The sequence below is a fragment of the Bacillus paramobilis genome, assembly GCF_038096195.1.
GTDB lineage: Bacteria > Bacillota > Bacilli > Bacillales > Bacillaceae_G > Bacillus_A > Bacillus_A mobilis.
In genome coordinates, this window is the sequence record NZ_CP151108.1 from 5,037,501 (window position 1) to 5,052,849 (window position 15,349).

The 15,349-nt window shown below is 37.0% G+C and carries 14 protein-coding genes; 2 read left to right on the forward strand and 12 right to left on the reverse strand.

Annotation, left to right across the window (positions count from 1 at the left end; all coding sequences use genetic code 11):
* Window positions 1-35 precede the first annotated feature (35 nt).
* Window positions 36-152: a cortex morphogenetic protein CmpA gene (gene cmpA, locus AABL52_RS25685; RefSeq protein WP_001143639.1), complete on the forward strand. Its 117-nt coding sequence runs from the start codon at window positions 36-38 to the stop codon at window positions 150-152.
* A gap of 57 nt (window positions 153-209) precedes the next feature.
* Here the strand turns inward: cmpA and AABL52_RS25690 are convergent, their stop codons facing one another.
* The 6 genes from AABL52_RS25690 to acpS all read right to left on the reverse strand — a co-directional run bounded on the left by AABL52_RS25690 (window position 210) and on the right by acpS (window position 6,153).
* Window positions 210-2,378, reverse strand: coding sequence for a Tex family protein (locus AABL52_RS25690; protein WP_341518684.1), 2,169 nt, complete (start codon window positions 2,376-2,378; stop codon window positions 210-212).
* A 67-nt stretch (window positions 2,379-2,445) separates the two neighbouring features.
* Window positions 2,446-2,796, reverse strand: coding sequence for a type II toxin-antitoxin system endoribonuclease NdoA (ndoA, locus tag AABL52_RS25695; RefSeq protein ID WP_000635963.1), 351 nt, complete (start codon window positions 2,794-2,796; stop codon window positions 2,446-2,448).
* Between the two features lie 4 nt (window positions 2,797-2,800).
* A complete protein-coding gene (locus AABL52_RS25700) occupies window positions 2,801-3,088 on the reverse strand; it encodes an antitoxin EndoAI (protein WP_000004570.1) in 288 nt (95 codons plus the stop codon).
* A gap of 310 nt (window positions 3,089-3,398) precedes the next feature.
* On the reverse strand, window positions 3,399-4,568 hold the full coding sequence (gene alr, locus AABL52_RS25705; protein ID WP_341518685.1) for an alanine racemase: 1,170 nt from the start codon (window positions 4,566-4,568) through the stop codon (window positions 3,399-3,401).
* Window positions 4,569-4,686: 118 nt separating this feature from the next.
* A complete protein-coding gene (locus tag AABL52_RS25710) occupies window positions 4,687-5,637 on the reverse strand; it encodes a LolA family protein (RefSeq protein WP_002096914.1) in 951 nt (316 codons plus the stop codon).
* A 156-nt stretch (window positions 5,638-5,793) separates the two neighbouring features.
* Window positions 5,794-6,153: a holo-ACP synthase gene (gene acpS, locus AABL52_RS25715; RefSeq protein WP_341518686.1), complete on the reverse strand. Its 360-nt coding sequence runs from the start codon at window positions 6,151-6,153 to the stop codon at window positions 5,794-5,796.
* A 92-nt stretch (window positions 6,154-6,245) separates the two neighbouring features.
* On the opposite strand from acpS, the gene AABL52_RS25720 reads away from it, so the two are divergent.
* Window positions 6,246-6,818 (forward strand): rhomboid family intramembrane serine protease, encoded by a 573-nt coding sequence (locus AABL52_RS25720; protein WP_340423269.1) that lies wholly within the window; start codon window positions 6,246-6,248, stop codon window positions 6,816-6,818.
* On the opposite strand, the gene uvsE is transcribed toward AABL52_RS25720, so the two are convergent.
* From uvsE to AABL52_RS25750, 6 genes are all read right to left on the reverse strand, one after another.
* Window positions 6,811-7,773, reverse strand: a complete 963-nt coding sequence (gene uvsE / locus AABL52_RS25725; protein ID WP_097845755.1) for a UV DNA damage repair endonuclease UvsE — start codon at window positions 7,771-7,773, stop codon at window positions 6,811-6,813. The genes AABL52_RS25720 and uvsE overlap by 8 nt on opposite strands.
* Before the next feature lie 93 nt (window positions 7,774-7,866).
* Window positions 7,867-9,450 (reverse strand): DEAD/DEAH box helicase, encoded by a 1,584-nt coding sequence (locus AABL52_RS25730; RefSeq protein WP_000206603.1) that lies wholly within the window; start codon window positions 9,448-9,450, stop codon window positions 7,867-7,869.
* Window positions 9,451-9,755: 305 nt separating this feature from the next.
* Window positions 9,756-11,132: a UDP-N-acetylmuramoyl-tripeptide--D-alanyl-D-alanine ligase gene (gene murF / locus AABL52_RS25735; protein WP_000610685.1), complete on the reverse strand. Its 1,377-nt coding sequence runs from the start codon at window positions 11,130-11,132 to the stop codon at window positions 9,756-9,758.
* Window positions 11,133-11,192: 60 nt separating this feature from the next.
* A complete protein-coding gene (locus AABL52_RS25740; RefSeq protein ID WP_000161440.1) occupies window positions 11,193-12,278 on the reverse strand; it encodes a D-alanine--D-alanine ligase in 1,086 nt (361 codons plus the stop codon).
* A gap of 233 nt (window positions 12,279-12,511) precedes the next feature.
* Window positions 12,512-13,783 carry an MDR family MFS transporter gene (locus AABL52_RS25745; protein ID WP_341519751.1) on the reverse strand — a complete coding sequence of 424 codons (1,272 nt, stop codon included), beginning with the start codon at window positions 13,781-13,783 and terminating at the stop codon, window positions 12,512-12,514.
* A 108-nt stretch (window positions 13,784-13,891) separates the two neighbouring features.
* Window positions 13,892-15,307 carry an amino acid permease gene (locus AABL52_RS25750; RefSeq protein WP_341518687.1) on the reverse strand — a complete coding sequence of 472 codons (1,416 nt, stop codon included), beginning with the start codon at window positions 15,305-15,307 and terminating at the stop codon, window positions 13,892-13,894.
* Window positions 15,308-15,349 lie beyond the last annotated feature (42 nt).

Sequence of the window (15,349 nt, forward strand, 5' to 3'; positions counted from 1 at the left end):
TTTTTGAGAGTAGGATTAAACAAGGAGGGATTCCTATGCCTACGTGGCTAAAAAAACAAATGCAACGCGCATATTTTGAAAAAAACCGGCATCAAATTAAATTACTAAATGAATGCTGGTTTTATTATAGCAAAATACACCAAAGCTCATAATCCATTACACATTTTATCCCATAAAAAAAGAGCAGTTTCATCTGCTCTCTTCTCTTACTATTCAATCGGCAACATAGATAGTGCAACGCGACCTTTTTTCGTATCAATATCATCTACCCATACTTTGACGATTTGTCCGACAGATACAATATCTAACGGATGCTTCACATACTGTTTACTCAGTTTAGAAATATGTACTAAACCATCTTGTTTTACACCTACATCAACAAAAGCGCCAAAATCAACAACGTTACGAACTGTTCCTTCCAGTTCCATACCACGTTTTAAATCTTCTAATTTCAAAATCCCTTTTTTCAGAAGCGGTTTAGGCAACTCATCCCTCATGTCTCGCTCTGGACTAATGAGTGCATCTATAATATCAACTAGCGTCGGTTCTCCAACTCCCGTTTCTTCCGATAATTTAGAAATCTCCACTTCTTCTAAGCTCTTTTGCAACTGCGGCTGCCCTACATCATCTTTTGATAACCCTAGACTCTTCAATAACAATTCAACATTTTTATATTGCTCTGGATGAATACCCGTTCTATCTAACGGATTTGCCCCTTCTAATATACGTAAGAAACCTATACATTGTTCATATGTCTTCGCACCTAGACGAGGTATTTTCTTTAAGTCTGTTCGTTTTGTAAATTTCCCTTCTTCTTCACGCTTTGCCACAATATTTTTCGCAACAGTTTTCGATAAACCCGAAACATATTGTAATAAAGCAACTGAAGCTGTATTTACATTCACACCGACTTGGTTAACTGCCGTCTCTACTACAAACGTCAATGATTCATTCAACCTCTTTTGCGATACATCATGTTGATATTGTCCAACCCCAACTGATTTAGGGTCAATCTTTACAAGTTCAGCAAGCGGATCTTGCAGACGTCTGCCGATAGAAACAGCACTTCTTTCTTCAACCTGTAAATCCGGGAATTCCTCACGGGCTAAATCAGAAGCCGAATACACACTCGCACCAGCCTCGTTCACAATAATATAGAAGACTTCTTGTTTCACATTTTGTAATACATCAACTATAAATTCTTCCGATTCTCTAGAAGCTGTACCATTCCCAATCGCAATCATTTCAACTTGATATTTATCTATAATAGAAAGAACTTTCGTTTTTGCATCTTCATATTTACGCACTGGTGGATGCGGATAAATAACATCAATATATAGAACTTTCCCCGTATCGTCTACAATAGCTAATTTACAACCCGTTCTATATGCAGGATCTACCGCTAACACAACCTTCCCTTTCATTGGAGGTTGTAATAACAAATTACGTAAGTTCTCAGAGAAAATATGTATCGCTTGTTCCTCAGCTGTTTCTGTTAATTCTTTTCGAATCTCTCTCTCAATAGAGGATTGAATCAATCGTTTATAACCATCCTCAATCGCTAACTTTACATAATGTGCACTTTTAGAATCATTATCACGAATTACTTTCTTATATAAGAAAGTTACTATCTCATCTACTGGTGGAACAACAGAAACTCTCAATATATCTTCTTTCTCACCGCGGTTCATCGCTAATACACGATGCGGTACTACCTTCTGCAACGGTTCTTCATAACTGTAATACATTTCATATATATTCTTTTCATCTTTCTCTTCATCTTTTACGGACGAAGACATAACACCTTTTCTAAAAGTAACATTTCGAATCCAACTACGATACGCCGCTTCATCTGAAACGATTTCTGCAATAATGTCTTGGGCACCTTGCAATGCCTCTTCTGCAGACTGTACTTCTTTCTCTGCGTTAATAAACTCCACTGCCTTCTGATTTGGATCTTCTTTCTTATATAACAATAACCATTCAGCTAACGGCTCTAGTCCTTTTTCTTTCGCAATCGTTGCTTTCGTTCTTCTTTTCTCTTTATATGGACGATATAAATCTTCTACTTCTTGCAACTTTACAGCCTTAACAATTTGCTGACGTAACTCTTCTGTCAGTTTCCCCTTCTCATCAATAAGACGAAGGACCTCTTCTTTCCTATCTTCAAGCTGCATCATATATTGCCATCTCTCTAAAATTGCACGAATTTGCACTTCATCCAAAGAGCCTGTCCATTCTTTTCGGTAACGAGCAATAAATGGAACTGTGTTACCTTCTTCTGTTAATTGAATAACATGACGAACTTGCTTTTCGGTAAAGCCTAATTCCTTCACTAACATTTTCATTAACGCTTGTCGATTATCTACCATTTCCATATACAACCGTAACCTCCTCTATAATAAAAAAAGTTGCCCTGTAAAGAGAGCAACTTAAACTGCCGATTTAAAAATCTATTAGTCCTAAACTAATTTGTAGCGCTTCATCTACACGAATCATCATCACTTCATCTAAGTGAGTGATTTTGTCCGTTAAGCGCTGCTTATCGATTGTTCGAATCTGCTCAAGTAAAATAACAGAATCTCTCTCAAAACCGTACTTTTTCGCATCAATTTCCACATGAGTGGGTAATTTAGCTTTTTGAATCTGTGCAGTAATAGCCGCTACAATCACCGTTGGACTAAAACGATTTCCGATGTCATTTTGAATGACAAGAACCGGACGAACGCCTCCTTGCTCAGAACCAACAACTGGGGAAAGGTCTGCAAAATACACGTCGCCGCGTTTTACAATCAAAATATTACCCCCCGCTAACTAAGCGTTCTACTGTATGAGCTGCTTCATACTCTGCTAAGAAAGCTTCAGATGCAATACCAAGATTAATTTTTCCCATTTCAATGTACCCACGTCGCATTGATTCATGTTGGTAGCGTTTCTTCGTCTTATGTTGACGCAATAACAGTTGTGTTGCCTGGCAAATTAGTTCATGGCGATTCTTATTCTCTTGTTTTCCAATTCCGTCCAATTCCGTTACCATTTGCTTTGGCAACCGAACCACGATTTCAGTAGTTACACTTGATTCGGACACAAAAATACACCTCCACCGTCAACTACACACCCAAATATATATATGACACCTATTGTAATAATACCATTGTATGGAGCCTGTTGCAAAGACTTCCTTATTCCTTGCTTATGTTTTCCAATTCACAAACAAAACATTCATATTCTTTTATTTTTTATCTCATTACAAACAAGAAGCGAAAGAGTTCCTCCGCAAAATTCACGTTAAATTATGTTAAAAGTAACTATAAGTACAAAGCTTCTCATCAAAAACGAGCTTATTCTTAACCAATGAACAGTCCTCTCAAATGACAAGAAGCAAAACATATTACCTTCTATATATTATTCAAATAATTAATTACCTCTACAACCTTGCCATGCCGTATAAATATTCTCGGCACACGGAAACTTATCGTTGCAATAACCTCATAATTAATGGTCCCGGAGTATTCAGCAACCTCAGTAGCACTAATATACTCATCACCTTGTCTTCCAATGAGTGTAACTTTCGTACCAAGCGGCACTTCACAAGGAAGATGTATCATGAATTGATCCATTGTTACTCGACCTACAATCGGTACCCTTTTACCATTTATAAGCACTTCAAATCCTTGCAATCTTCTAAGCCATCCATCTGCATATCCAATTGCAACGGTTGCAATCCATTCTTCCGTTTTCGTTCGATAAGTGACATTATAACTAATTCCATCCCCTTTAATCACCTGTTTAATATGAGCAACTTTCGTATGCAATGATAGCGCTGGCTCTAATTTAAACGGTAAAAAAGGGCGTATTTCTACAGATGGGGATAACCCATACATCGCAATGCCAATTCGTACTGCATTAAATGTAATCCCTTGAAAACGTAGCGTTGCAGCACTATTAGCTGTATGGACAAACTTAGGATCTACTCCGAATTCTTTCAACCAACTTAACTGCTGCAAAAATGTGTTATATTGCTTATCAAAGTAAGAAGTCTCCACCTCATCCGCTGTTGCAAAATGTGTATAAACTCCTTCTAATTCTAAAAATGGTGCACCTTCTAAACTCTTTAAAAACCCTTTTAATTCTTTGCGTTCGCGTATTCCAATTCTCCCCATGCCACTATCGAAATTAATATGGTATTTCATTGTAGATGAACCATCCCAAAGTTTGATCGCTTCATCCACCCATTCTTTTTGAAAAACAGTTAACGCTACATCATTTTCAGCAGCTACGTTGACATCACGAGGCGGGGAAGGACCTAACACTAAAATCGGCACAGTAATACCAGCCCTTCGAAGCACTAAAGCTTCATCTAAAAAGGCAACCGCTAACCTTGTCGCCCCTGCTTCTAATGCCGTTTTAGCTACCGGTACATAATCGTGTCCATATGCATTCGCTTTAACTACAGCAAAAATCTCTACATTACTTGGAATGAAATTTTTAATGTGTGTAATATTGTTATAAATCGCATCTAAATCCACTTCCACCCAAGTGTCACGGTAAAATGGTGCTTCTTCCATAAATACACTTCCTTATACACGATATGCGAAGCTTATTCTTTTATATGCTTCTTTTATGAAATCCACCCTTCAAACTAAGAAAAGACGTGGTGCACATATATCACCACGTCTAAGAAGTTTACTTCACTTGCTTCTCTGTAACTGAACGAGCAACCATTAATAGCTCCTTCGGCTCTAAACCTTTAGACACGAGCATATATTCTACTCCGTTATGCGACCACGTTAAAGAATCTTTCGTCAATGCCCCAATTGTAAAGCCAAGATCAACCAATTCTCCGCTCACACTTATCGCTGACGAAGCCTCTGCAACTTTTGCCTTTTCTTGTATCAAAGTAAAGGATTTCTTACTTCCAGTGTATGTGAGTATCGCACGCTTGCCACTGTCTGTCTTCAACTCTTTTTCATCTTTCAAAACCATACCTTGTGGCGTATCACGCGGATACAAAATTGCAAATGGTTTGTCTTCTTTCGCTGTTGTTTGAACATCTACTTGTGCTCTAGACATATTTTGTTTCGTATCAAATGCACCTTTATCAAATTTCGCATCAAATTTCACTTTTGAGAAATCTACTTTCACAAGAACATTTTGATCATTGTCCATTAACTTCACCGAAACTGGTGTTAAATCACTTTTCTTCAATGTAATCTCTTGTTTCGGCAACATGTTTTGATGTTGATAGTTTGTTTTTGTTTTAAAAATATAATACTTATCTGTTTTTTCAAAAGTAAGGTTTTTCTTATCCTGCAAAATATCTCTCACAAGGGATTCATATAAATAAGCTTGGCTACTATTTTGTGGCCAATCACTTTGGAAACGGAAACTCTTATTAAGCGCTGGCGTTAATACAAATACCCCTTCTTCATTCCTTAAAATAATTTGGCTTTGGTCTTTCTTCGCATTCTGCAAATTCACACGATAAAAAGAAGGTTCCTTATGCCATATTTCTACTTTATACTCCTGAGGCTCATTCCCTGTTTTAATAGATAGTTTTGCTTCAGCTTGATAACTTTTCATCCCTTTTACTTTCGCCTCTAAATCTCTCACAACATCATCTTGTTTCTTTTCCATACAACCCGCCAACACAAAAACGGTTAATAAACCGACAAGAACTAAAAACAGACGCCTTTTCATCACTTCAGCCCCTTTGCCCCTATAAATGAATGGAAGATGTGCCTTCCTTATCGCTACATCAAATATATGAGACAAAGATATAAAATATGCAGACTAGCGTGACGAGCTTTCTAAAACAACTTGAGCAACAGCAAATTCCCTACTATGACTAATTGATAAATGAACAATATGCTCTGTACTTGTAACGAGAATCGGCTTACCTCTATCATCATTTCTTACTTCAATATCTAAAAAACTTACTTCTTTACCGATACCAGTCCCTACCGCTTTTGAATACGCCTCTTTCGCTGCAAATCTTCCAGCTACAAACTCTGTAAGACGACTTCCCTTCAGTTCCTTAGTAACATTACGTTCACTTTCAGTTAAAATACGCTCCATAAATTTAAGCTTTCCATCTAGCATTTTTTCAATTCGATTCAATTCAATAATATCGATTCCAATCCCTACAATCATTTCAAAATCCCCTTCTTCTATTTAGCTTTCTTTTTTCATACTGTAAGAATAACAGAGAATCTTTCTGATGCAAAAGGAGTGATACTAACAACATGCTAATGCCATCCGTCCGCATTCCCTTACAACCAATCGTCATCGCTTTACTTCTCATACAATTAGTCATGATTATGTTAGGCGACTTTTTTCTCTTTCCCATGGCATCCTATAATGAATATATCGCTAAAGGAGAATGGTGGCGTCTCATAACTTCCTTACTTGTACATGTAGACTTACAACATTTCCTCTCTAATAGTATTTGTTTATTTGTACTTGGCTCTTCTATTGAAAAACAACTAGGGCACTTTTCTTTCATCATTATTTTTTTCCTTTCTGGCATTCTTGGAAATATTTCTTCTTACCTTATTATGCCACTTGAATATATTCATGCCGGGGCATCTGGTGGTATTTTTGGATTGCTAGGAGCACAATTATTTCTATTGTATAGTCGATATCGTTCTTCCAATCCAAGAGACATTGCTATTTTTTCAATCATGATATGTATATTACTACTATTCACTTTCTTCAATCCCTCCGCTAACCCTATAAGTCATTTAACAGGATTGATCATTGGTGGTATTTGCACTCCTTTATTAGCAAAAAAATTCGATGGTGCAGAGCTTATTTAATATAAAAGCTCGCACCATCGACAATTTCTACCTCTGTTTGTTTACTTAAATCTCTCATTAATTGAAATAAAGACTCATCCTTCTTCTTCGCCTCAATCATACAATCAATTTGCGGAACACTTCCCTTTATCTTTTTTAAAAAAGATAAAAAAGTATCTACGTCAATAAAGTCCGCATGCGCTCTCGGGTCTTTCCCTTCTCTAGGACTAGAAATGTGCATTTTCACTGGTAACAAAGACGACTCCCACGTATGTACAACACGCGCCCAATCTTCATGCCAATCTTCTCGATCATGATTCATCATATGGTGATGCAAATCAAACACGACTGGAATATCTAACTTTTCACCTAAATACAATGTTTCTTCTAAAGAAAAGGTCGTATCATCATTTTCTAATATGACCATCTCTTGGATACCTCTTGGAACACTTGACCAATTTTCTATAAAGCGTTCTAATGCGAGCTCCTTATCGTTATAACCTCCACCCACATGTAATACGCATCGTTGCTTATGTTCAATTCCCATACCTTTTAATAATTTTTTATGCATCTGCAATGTTTTTACAGATTGCTTAAAAATTTTCTCCTCAGGTGAATTCAGCACAACAAAATGATCTGGATGGAAATCAATACGCATATTCATTCGAATAGCGTAATCACCTAGCACTTTTAAATTTTCTTTTAAGGGGCGTATATATTTCCACTCTAACAACTCCTCATGGTTTGCTAATGGAACGAGCTTGGAACTAAGCCGAAAGAAAGATATATCATGCCCTTTATTATGCTTCAATAACCGTAAACAATTTTCTAAATTTGAATTAGCAATTCTTTCAAGTTTACGAATTGCAGCCTCTCGGTCATCAATTCTTTGAAACTGCGCATATGTCATCGTTTGAGATGGAGATGCGTTCTTTACATGTACACTCATCGCAACATACCCAAGTCTTACAAGCATGTAGCACCTCTTTTCTACACAAGTTATTATGTAGTATGTACAATTACAGAAATAAAAAAAGAGAATGCCCGCAAAGGGCATTCTCTTTTTTTATTAAGCTTGTGGACGGCTATGATGTTTTCTTTCGCCGCGTCCATTTGAAGATCCAGGACGACCTTGACCTTCGCCTTTACGACCACGGCTACCGCCATCACGATTGCGATCACGGTTACGGCCATCGCCACCACCGCGTCCATCACGATTGCGATCACGGTTACGACCATCGCCACCGCCGCGTCCGTCACGACTACGATTACGGTTACCATCACGGTATCCGCCTCCGTTACCGCCGCGTTTTTTAGAACCGCCACCTCTTGAAACAACTGGTGGTTCTGATGTTAAAGCGATTGGAGTTGTATCTGGCTCTTTTGTCATCATTTTTAAAGCAGCAGCTACTACTGTTACAGAGTCGTTCTCTTCTAACATTTCTTCTGCAATACGCTTATAGTATGATAAATTCTCATTTTGAATTGTGCTTTGAAGTTTTTCAGCGATTAAACGTTGTTGACCTTCTAATGCCTCGTCAAGTGTCGGTGCTTCCATACGATCAACTTTACGTTTTGTTGTGCGCTCGATATTTTTTAATTGTCCTGATTCACGTGGTGTTACAAATAGCATTGCAATACCTTTTTTACCAGCACGGCCAGTACGACCGATACGGTGAACGTATGATTCTGGATCTTGTGGGATATCGAAGTTATATACGTGTGTTACGCCTGAAATATCAAGACCACGTGCAGCAACGTCTGTTGCAACAAGAACTTCAATAGCACCTTCTTTAAATTTACGTAATACAGACATACGCTTCGCTTGTGTTAAGTCACCGTGAATACCTTCCGCTGCATAACCACGTAAGTTTAACGCTTCTGATAATTCATCAACACGACGCTTTGTACGACCGAATACGATTGCAAGCTCTGGAGATTGAATATCTAGTAAGCGTGTTAACACGTCAAACTTTTTCTTTTCTTGCACTTCTAAATAGAACTGCTGAATGTTTGGCATTGTTACTTCTTTTGCTTTTACTTTAATGTGTTGAGGCTCAGTCATGAAACGCTCAGCAATACGACGGATTGGATCTGGCATTGTCGCTGAGAATAATAATGTTTGATGTGTTTCTGGCACATCTGTTAAAATCGCTTCAATATCTTCAATGAAGCCCATGTTTAACATTTCATCCGCTTCGTCAAGAACAACAGTCTCTACGTTTTGTAAACGAAGTGTTTTACGGTTAATATGATCTAAAATACGACCCGGCGTACCAACAATAATGTGTGGGTGTTTTTTTAGAGCACGAATTTGGCGGTTAATATCTTGACCACCATAAATTGGTAGAATACGAACGCGCTTGTGTTTACCAATTTTGTATAACTCTTCTCCAACTTGAATTGCTAATTCACGCGTTGGCGCGATAACAATACCTTGAACTGCTTCTTTATTTGTATCCACTTTATCTAATAGTGGTAATCCGAATGCTGCCGTTTTCCCTGTACCTGTTTGTGCTTGCCCAATAATATCTTTACCTTGCAATGCATGTGGAATTGTTTCAGCTTGAATCGGTGTAGCCTCTTCAAAGCCCATACTTTCAACAGATTGCAGTAAAGATTCACTTAATCCTAATTCTCGAAATGTTGTCAATGTTACTTCTCCTTTTCTATCCTATACTTATCATTTAAAAAAAGGCGTTTTCCGAATTTGCGGAAAAGCCCTTTTCCTGAATGCTCACGTATATAAACGGGCGTATATTCTTCGCGAAAATACTTCTAAACGTTATTACACTTTATCAATTATAAGTTTTGTATGTGCAAAAAGCAAACCCAACTGTTACCTTATTTTCATATTCAGAGTTTTTTTCTTCACTTTTATTTTTTTATGTTTACTGTAAGCGCTTATTATAAGTTTCTTCTATTTTCGCATCTATCATCCCTATTTATATACACCAATTATTTCAACATCGTAATTACTTCTTCTAATTTCATACCGCGAGATGCTTTTATTAATACAACATCTTTCACATCAACTACTGCTTGTAACTCTTTCGCTAGCTCTTCTTTATTATCATACGCTTTTACACGCTCAGTAGGGAAATTAATTTTCGCTCCTTCAGCAATTTGAGCCCCTAATTTACCATATGTGAACACATATGAGATTTTTGCTGGATCGATTAATTTACCTACTTCATAATGAAACTGTACTTCTTGATTTCCAAGCTCTAACATATCGCCGAGTACAACAATCTTTTTAGCAAATCCATCTAAACCATTCATTAAATGGAATGCTGCTTCCATAGCTGTTGGACTTGCATTATAGGCATCATTGATAATTGTTAAACCACTATTTGTTTTTACAATCTCCATACGCATGCCTGTCATTTGAAGTGTTACTAGACCTTCTTTCATCTCTTCCCAAGTCACACCGAAATGTTTCGCAATCGCCATTGAAGCAAGCGTATTGTACACATTGTGTTTTCCTAATACTGGTAGATAGAATGAAATATTTTCTTCTCTATTCATTTTAAAGTGCGTCCCAGTTGCCTGTAATGTTACAGTCGTTGGATAGTAATCATTTGCTCTAGCGTCACCAAACGTAACTGTTTCCGCTATTAAATTCATTTCAGGAACACGATTTGTTAATAATGGCTCATCTCCGTTATATACGAATACTCCACCTTCTTGTAATCCTGTCACAATTTCTAATTTCGCTTCAGCAATCGCCTCACGAGAGCCTAAGTCCATTAAATGTGCCTCACCAATGTTCGTAATGATAGCTGCATTTGGACGTGCTAACTTAGATAAAAATTCAATTTCCCCTCGGCTCGACATACCCATTTCTAATACAGCTACTTCTGTATTTTCTTCTAAGTTTAAAATAGTAAGAGGTAACCCGATATGGTTATTGAAGTTGCCTTCTGTTTTTTGAACTTTGAATTTAGTTGCAAGAAGACTTGTTACAATATCTTTTGTAGATGTTTTACCGTTACTACCTGTCACACCAATAACCTTAACATCCAATTGATCGCGATAATTTTTCGCTAACATTTGTAATGCCGATAGCGTGTCTTCTACAAAAATAACTGGAAGATTCTCAGGTGGATTTGCTACATCTTTCATCCATAATGTCGCCACAGCACCATTTTCAACAGCTTTGTCTACAAAAGCATGTCCATCGAAACGTTCACCTTGAATTGGAACATATAAGTTTCCCTTTTCAATTTTTCTCGTATCAATAGACACTCCTTGTATAGTAATTCCCTCATATTGCTCTGCTAATCCCGTACCATTTACCATCTGCTCTACTTGTTTTAACGTTCGATTTATCATGAAAACACTCCTTACATAGAGGAAGCACTATTCCTGCGAATAGTGCCTCCTCCTTTTTTGTTAGATTGTATATTTAATTTTTTGTTTTTCCTCGTGACGCGCAATTGCTAAATTGATTAGCTCTTCAATTAATTCCGGATACGGTAATCCAGTATGTTGCCATAATAGAGGGAACATACTAAACGGCGTAAATCCTGGCATCGTATTCACTTCGTTAATATATACTTCTCCATCTTTCGTTAAGAAGAAATCAGCTCTTGTTAATCCAGCACCATCTAAAGATTGAAATGCAATAATCGCATCTCGCTTAATAACATTAGACTCTTCTTCTGTCATTTCAGCTGGAATAATTAACGCTGTATCACCATCGATATATTTCGACTTATAATCATAGAAGTCTTTTTTCGGTACGATTTCACCTACAACTGAACATTTCGGTTCATCATTACCTAGTACACCAACTTCTACTTCACGTCCAATAATATTTTCTTCTACAATAATTTTGCGGTCAAATTGGAACGCCTCTTCAAATGCATTCTCAAGCTCTTCACGATTTTTACACTTATTAATACCAACACTTGAACCAAGGTTTGCTGGTTTTACGAAGCAAGGATATCCTAAAACTTCTTCTACTTTTTCATATGCTGTTTCACAATCTTTTTCCCATGTGCTACGAATGAATGATGCATATTTTGCTTGTTTTAATCCAGCTTCTGCAAAGATGTTTTTCATAACAACTTTATCCATGCCAGCAGCAGATGCTAGAACACCATTTCCTACATAAGGAATGTTCATTAATTCTAATAATCCTTGAACCGTTCCATCTTCACCATTTGGTCCATGTAATAATGGGAAAATAACGTCGATAGCATTTTCCTCAGAAGCTGCAGATGGAATGATTTCTGTGCTTAATGATAACGGAGAAATCGCATTTTCTGCACCGCTCATTTTTAGAACTTCAACATCTGTTACTTCACCTTCAATACGCTCACCGCGCACCCATTGACCTTGTTCTGTAATATAAATCGGATGAATCTCGAATTTATCTTGATTTAATGCTTTAATAGCAGCAAGAGCCGTTTGTAGCGAAACTTGATGCTCAGCTGATTTTCCACCATATAATAAACCTAATTTAATTTTTGTCACTGAAATCACCCTAACCAATTGTTTTCATTTTTCTATTTTAGCACTTTTTATAAAAATAGGTAGTTCCTATTTGAAATAAAATGTAACTTCCACAAATAAATAAATGACACCACTTATTGGTTTTCTATACTTTTTTCACTTAAATTTCTTCATACATATATAAAATTACAACTCAATCTAGTTATGTACCTAGAATATGTAGAAATCCCCTTTTTGTGTATGTCATCTACTCATTAAGAAGATTGTTTAGTCAGTGTGCCTTTTTGCCTTTGTTCAACGAGACGATCTAAAGAAACATATACAATACCTGCAACTACACATCCTATAGCTAAAATTGTAAATAAAAAGTGGCCAAGTAATCGGTCCAATAAAAAACCTCCAAGGAGTGGACCGAGTGCACCTCCTGTAATCCACTGCAAACTCGCAGCTCCCATATAAGTCCCTCTCAAATGCTCAGGAGCCAAATTCGCTACAAACGTCATCTGTACAGGCGACATAATCATCTCACCTAATGTATATATGGCATAAACAAACAGCAACGTGATTAAAATAATCATAGCATTTGCATCAAATTCTCCAAACCACTTCGGTAACCACCCTATAAAGAACAAACCAATCCCGAACAAACATGCACCATATAACATCGTCTTCCCGACAGGTTTATCTGTGGCCCATTTTGAAATTGGAAATTGAAACAACACAACTAATAGTCCATTTAAAGCCATTAAATATGGATATGGGTTGTTAGTTCCAAAAATACCTTTCATTTCATTATCAAAGTGCAGTGGCAACATGCCTTCTGTTTGAGAAAATCCCATCGAAATAATGATACCTGCTAATAAATAAATCACTAGTGCCTTATCTCTCATTAATATTTTCCAAACCGCCCCTGATTCCTTTTCTTTATTCTCTTCTTTATTCACGTTCTTTGGCATTGTCTCTTGGATAAGAATGAATACAAGTAATGCATAAAATAACATCGTAGAAGAGGCAATAATAAACACAAGATTCTTCGAAAACATAACTACTGAAGCGCCCATTATCGGGCCAATTGCAGCACCTATATTGTGCCCCATTCGCAATAATCCGTATGCTTCTGTTCTCTTTTCTGGAATTGTTACATCCGCAACCATCGCTGATGCAGCTGGATGAAATAGCGAATTACTTAATCCTAAAAAAACAGATAAAATCGCGTAAGGAATAAATCCTTCTATAAATAAAAAACCGAGCATTAATACCGCATTACTCGTCATCGAAAATATCATAATTGGCTTTCTTCCATATATATCAGCAATTCTTCCCCCTATAATTGATCCAAAGCTTGCAGCAATTGGAGAAAGCGCCATAATAACTCCAACCTGCAATAATGAATCTACCTTATCTTTTAAATATAATGCAAAAAAAGGCATCAACATCATCATTGCAATTCCATTTAACGTCTCACCAATAAACCGTATCCATACGTTACGGTCCATCTCTCTTAACTCACGCCACGTATTTTTCATCATTCCACCCCTTTAGTTCACCAACAATCATCTTATAATAATTTCAGAAGAATGTAAATTTTCAGAACAAAAAATCCACCCTAACTGAATTAGGATGGATTTTTCTACTTATAAATTTGCTGCATCATCTTCGTCTTTACTATTATTTAAAGCACTATGTTTTCGGCTATATAAGAAATAAACCGCAATACCGATAACCATCCATACTCCAAAACTAATCCAAGCCGTTCCGGATAATTGAAGCATTAAGTATAAACAAAAAATCACCGTTAATGCTGGTAAAAATGGTACAAGCGGCGCCTTAAATGCTCTTGGTAAATCAGGATGAGTTCTTCTCATTACAATAACAGCAACAGCTACAAGTGCGAAGGCTGATAGAGTCCCCATATTTACAAGATGCGCTAACACATTTAAATCTATTAATCCTGAAATAAGCGCTGCAATAATTCCTGTTGTCCATGTATTTAAAAATGGTGTTTTAAATTTTGGATGGACTTTAGCAAGACGTTTCGGCAATAATCCATCTCTACTCATTGCATACGAAACACGTACTTGCCCATACATCATAACTAACATTACTGTTGTAATTCCTGTAATTGCTCCTACTGAAATTACTCCTGCTAAACTATCTTGTCCAATAAATTGAAGCGCAAAAGCAACTGGATCTGATATATTTAACTGTCCGTATGGAACAATTCCTGTCAAAATAAGTGAAACAACAATATAAAGAACCGTACAAATTAATAAAGATGCAATAATGCCAATTGGTAAATCACGTTGTGGACGTTTCACTTCTTCTGCTGCCGTTGAAACTGCATCAAATCCTATAAATGCGAAGAACACTGTAGCAGCTCCAGCCATTACACCATCTAAACCAAACGGCATAAAAGGTGTCCAATTTTCAGGTTTTACATAATTAAAACCAGTAAAGATAAATATGAGAACAACCGCTAATTTAATAAACACCATAATGTTATTTATTCGTGCACTTTCACGAACACCTCTAGATAAAAGAACTGTCATCACTAAAATAATTAAAACCGCAGGCAAATCAATTATTCCACCCTTTCCTGTACCAGGGGCCGAGGAGAGAATGGTAGGAATATGGATCCCAAATCCCTTTAATAAAGATTGAAAATAAGCGGACCAACCGTTTGCTACAGCAGATGTAGCGAGTAAATACTCAAGCATTAAGTCCCATCCAATTAAAAATGCGAATACCTCTCCCATCGTCGCATATGTGTACGTATACACACTGCCTGAGACTGGAACTGAAGAAGCGAATTCAGCATAACAAAATGCAGCAAAGGCACAGGCTAACGCGGCTATCGCAAATGATAATATAATAGCTGGTCCAGAATGTTTTGCTGCTACCACGCCCGTTAGAACAAAAATACCTGTTCCAACAATTGCCCCGATTCCAAGCATAGTTAAATCCAATGCGCCCAATGTTCTCGCTAACGTCTTTTGCTTACTTTCTTGCATTAACTTTGCAATAGGCTTCTTTTGAAAAATTTGCTTCATAGCATGCTCCTCCAAGTTTTAAATTTTCTGAAAATTTTTAAT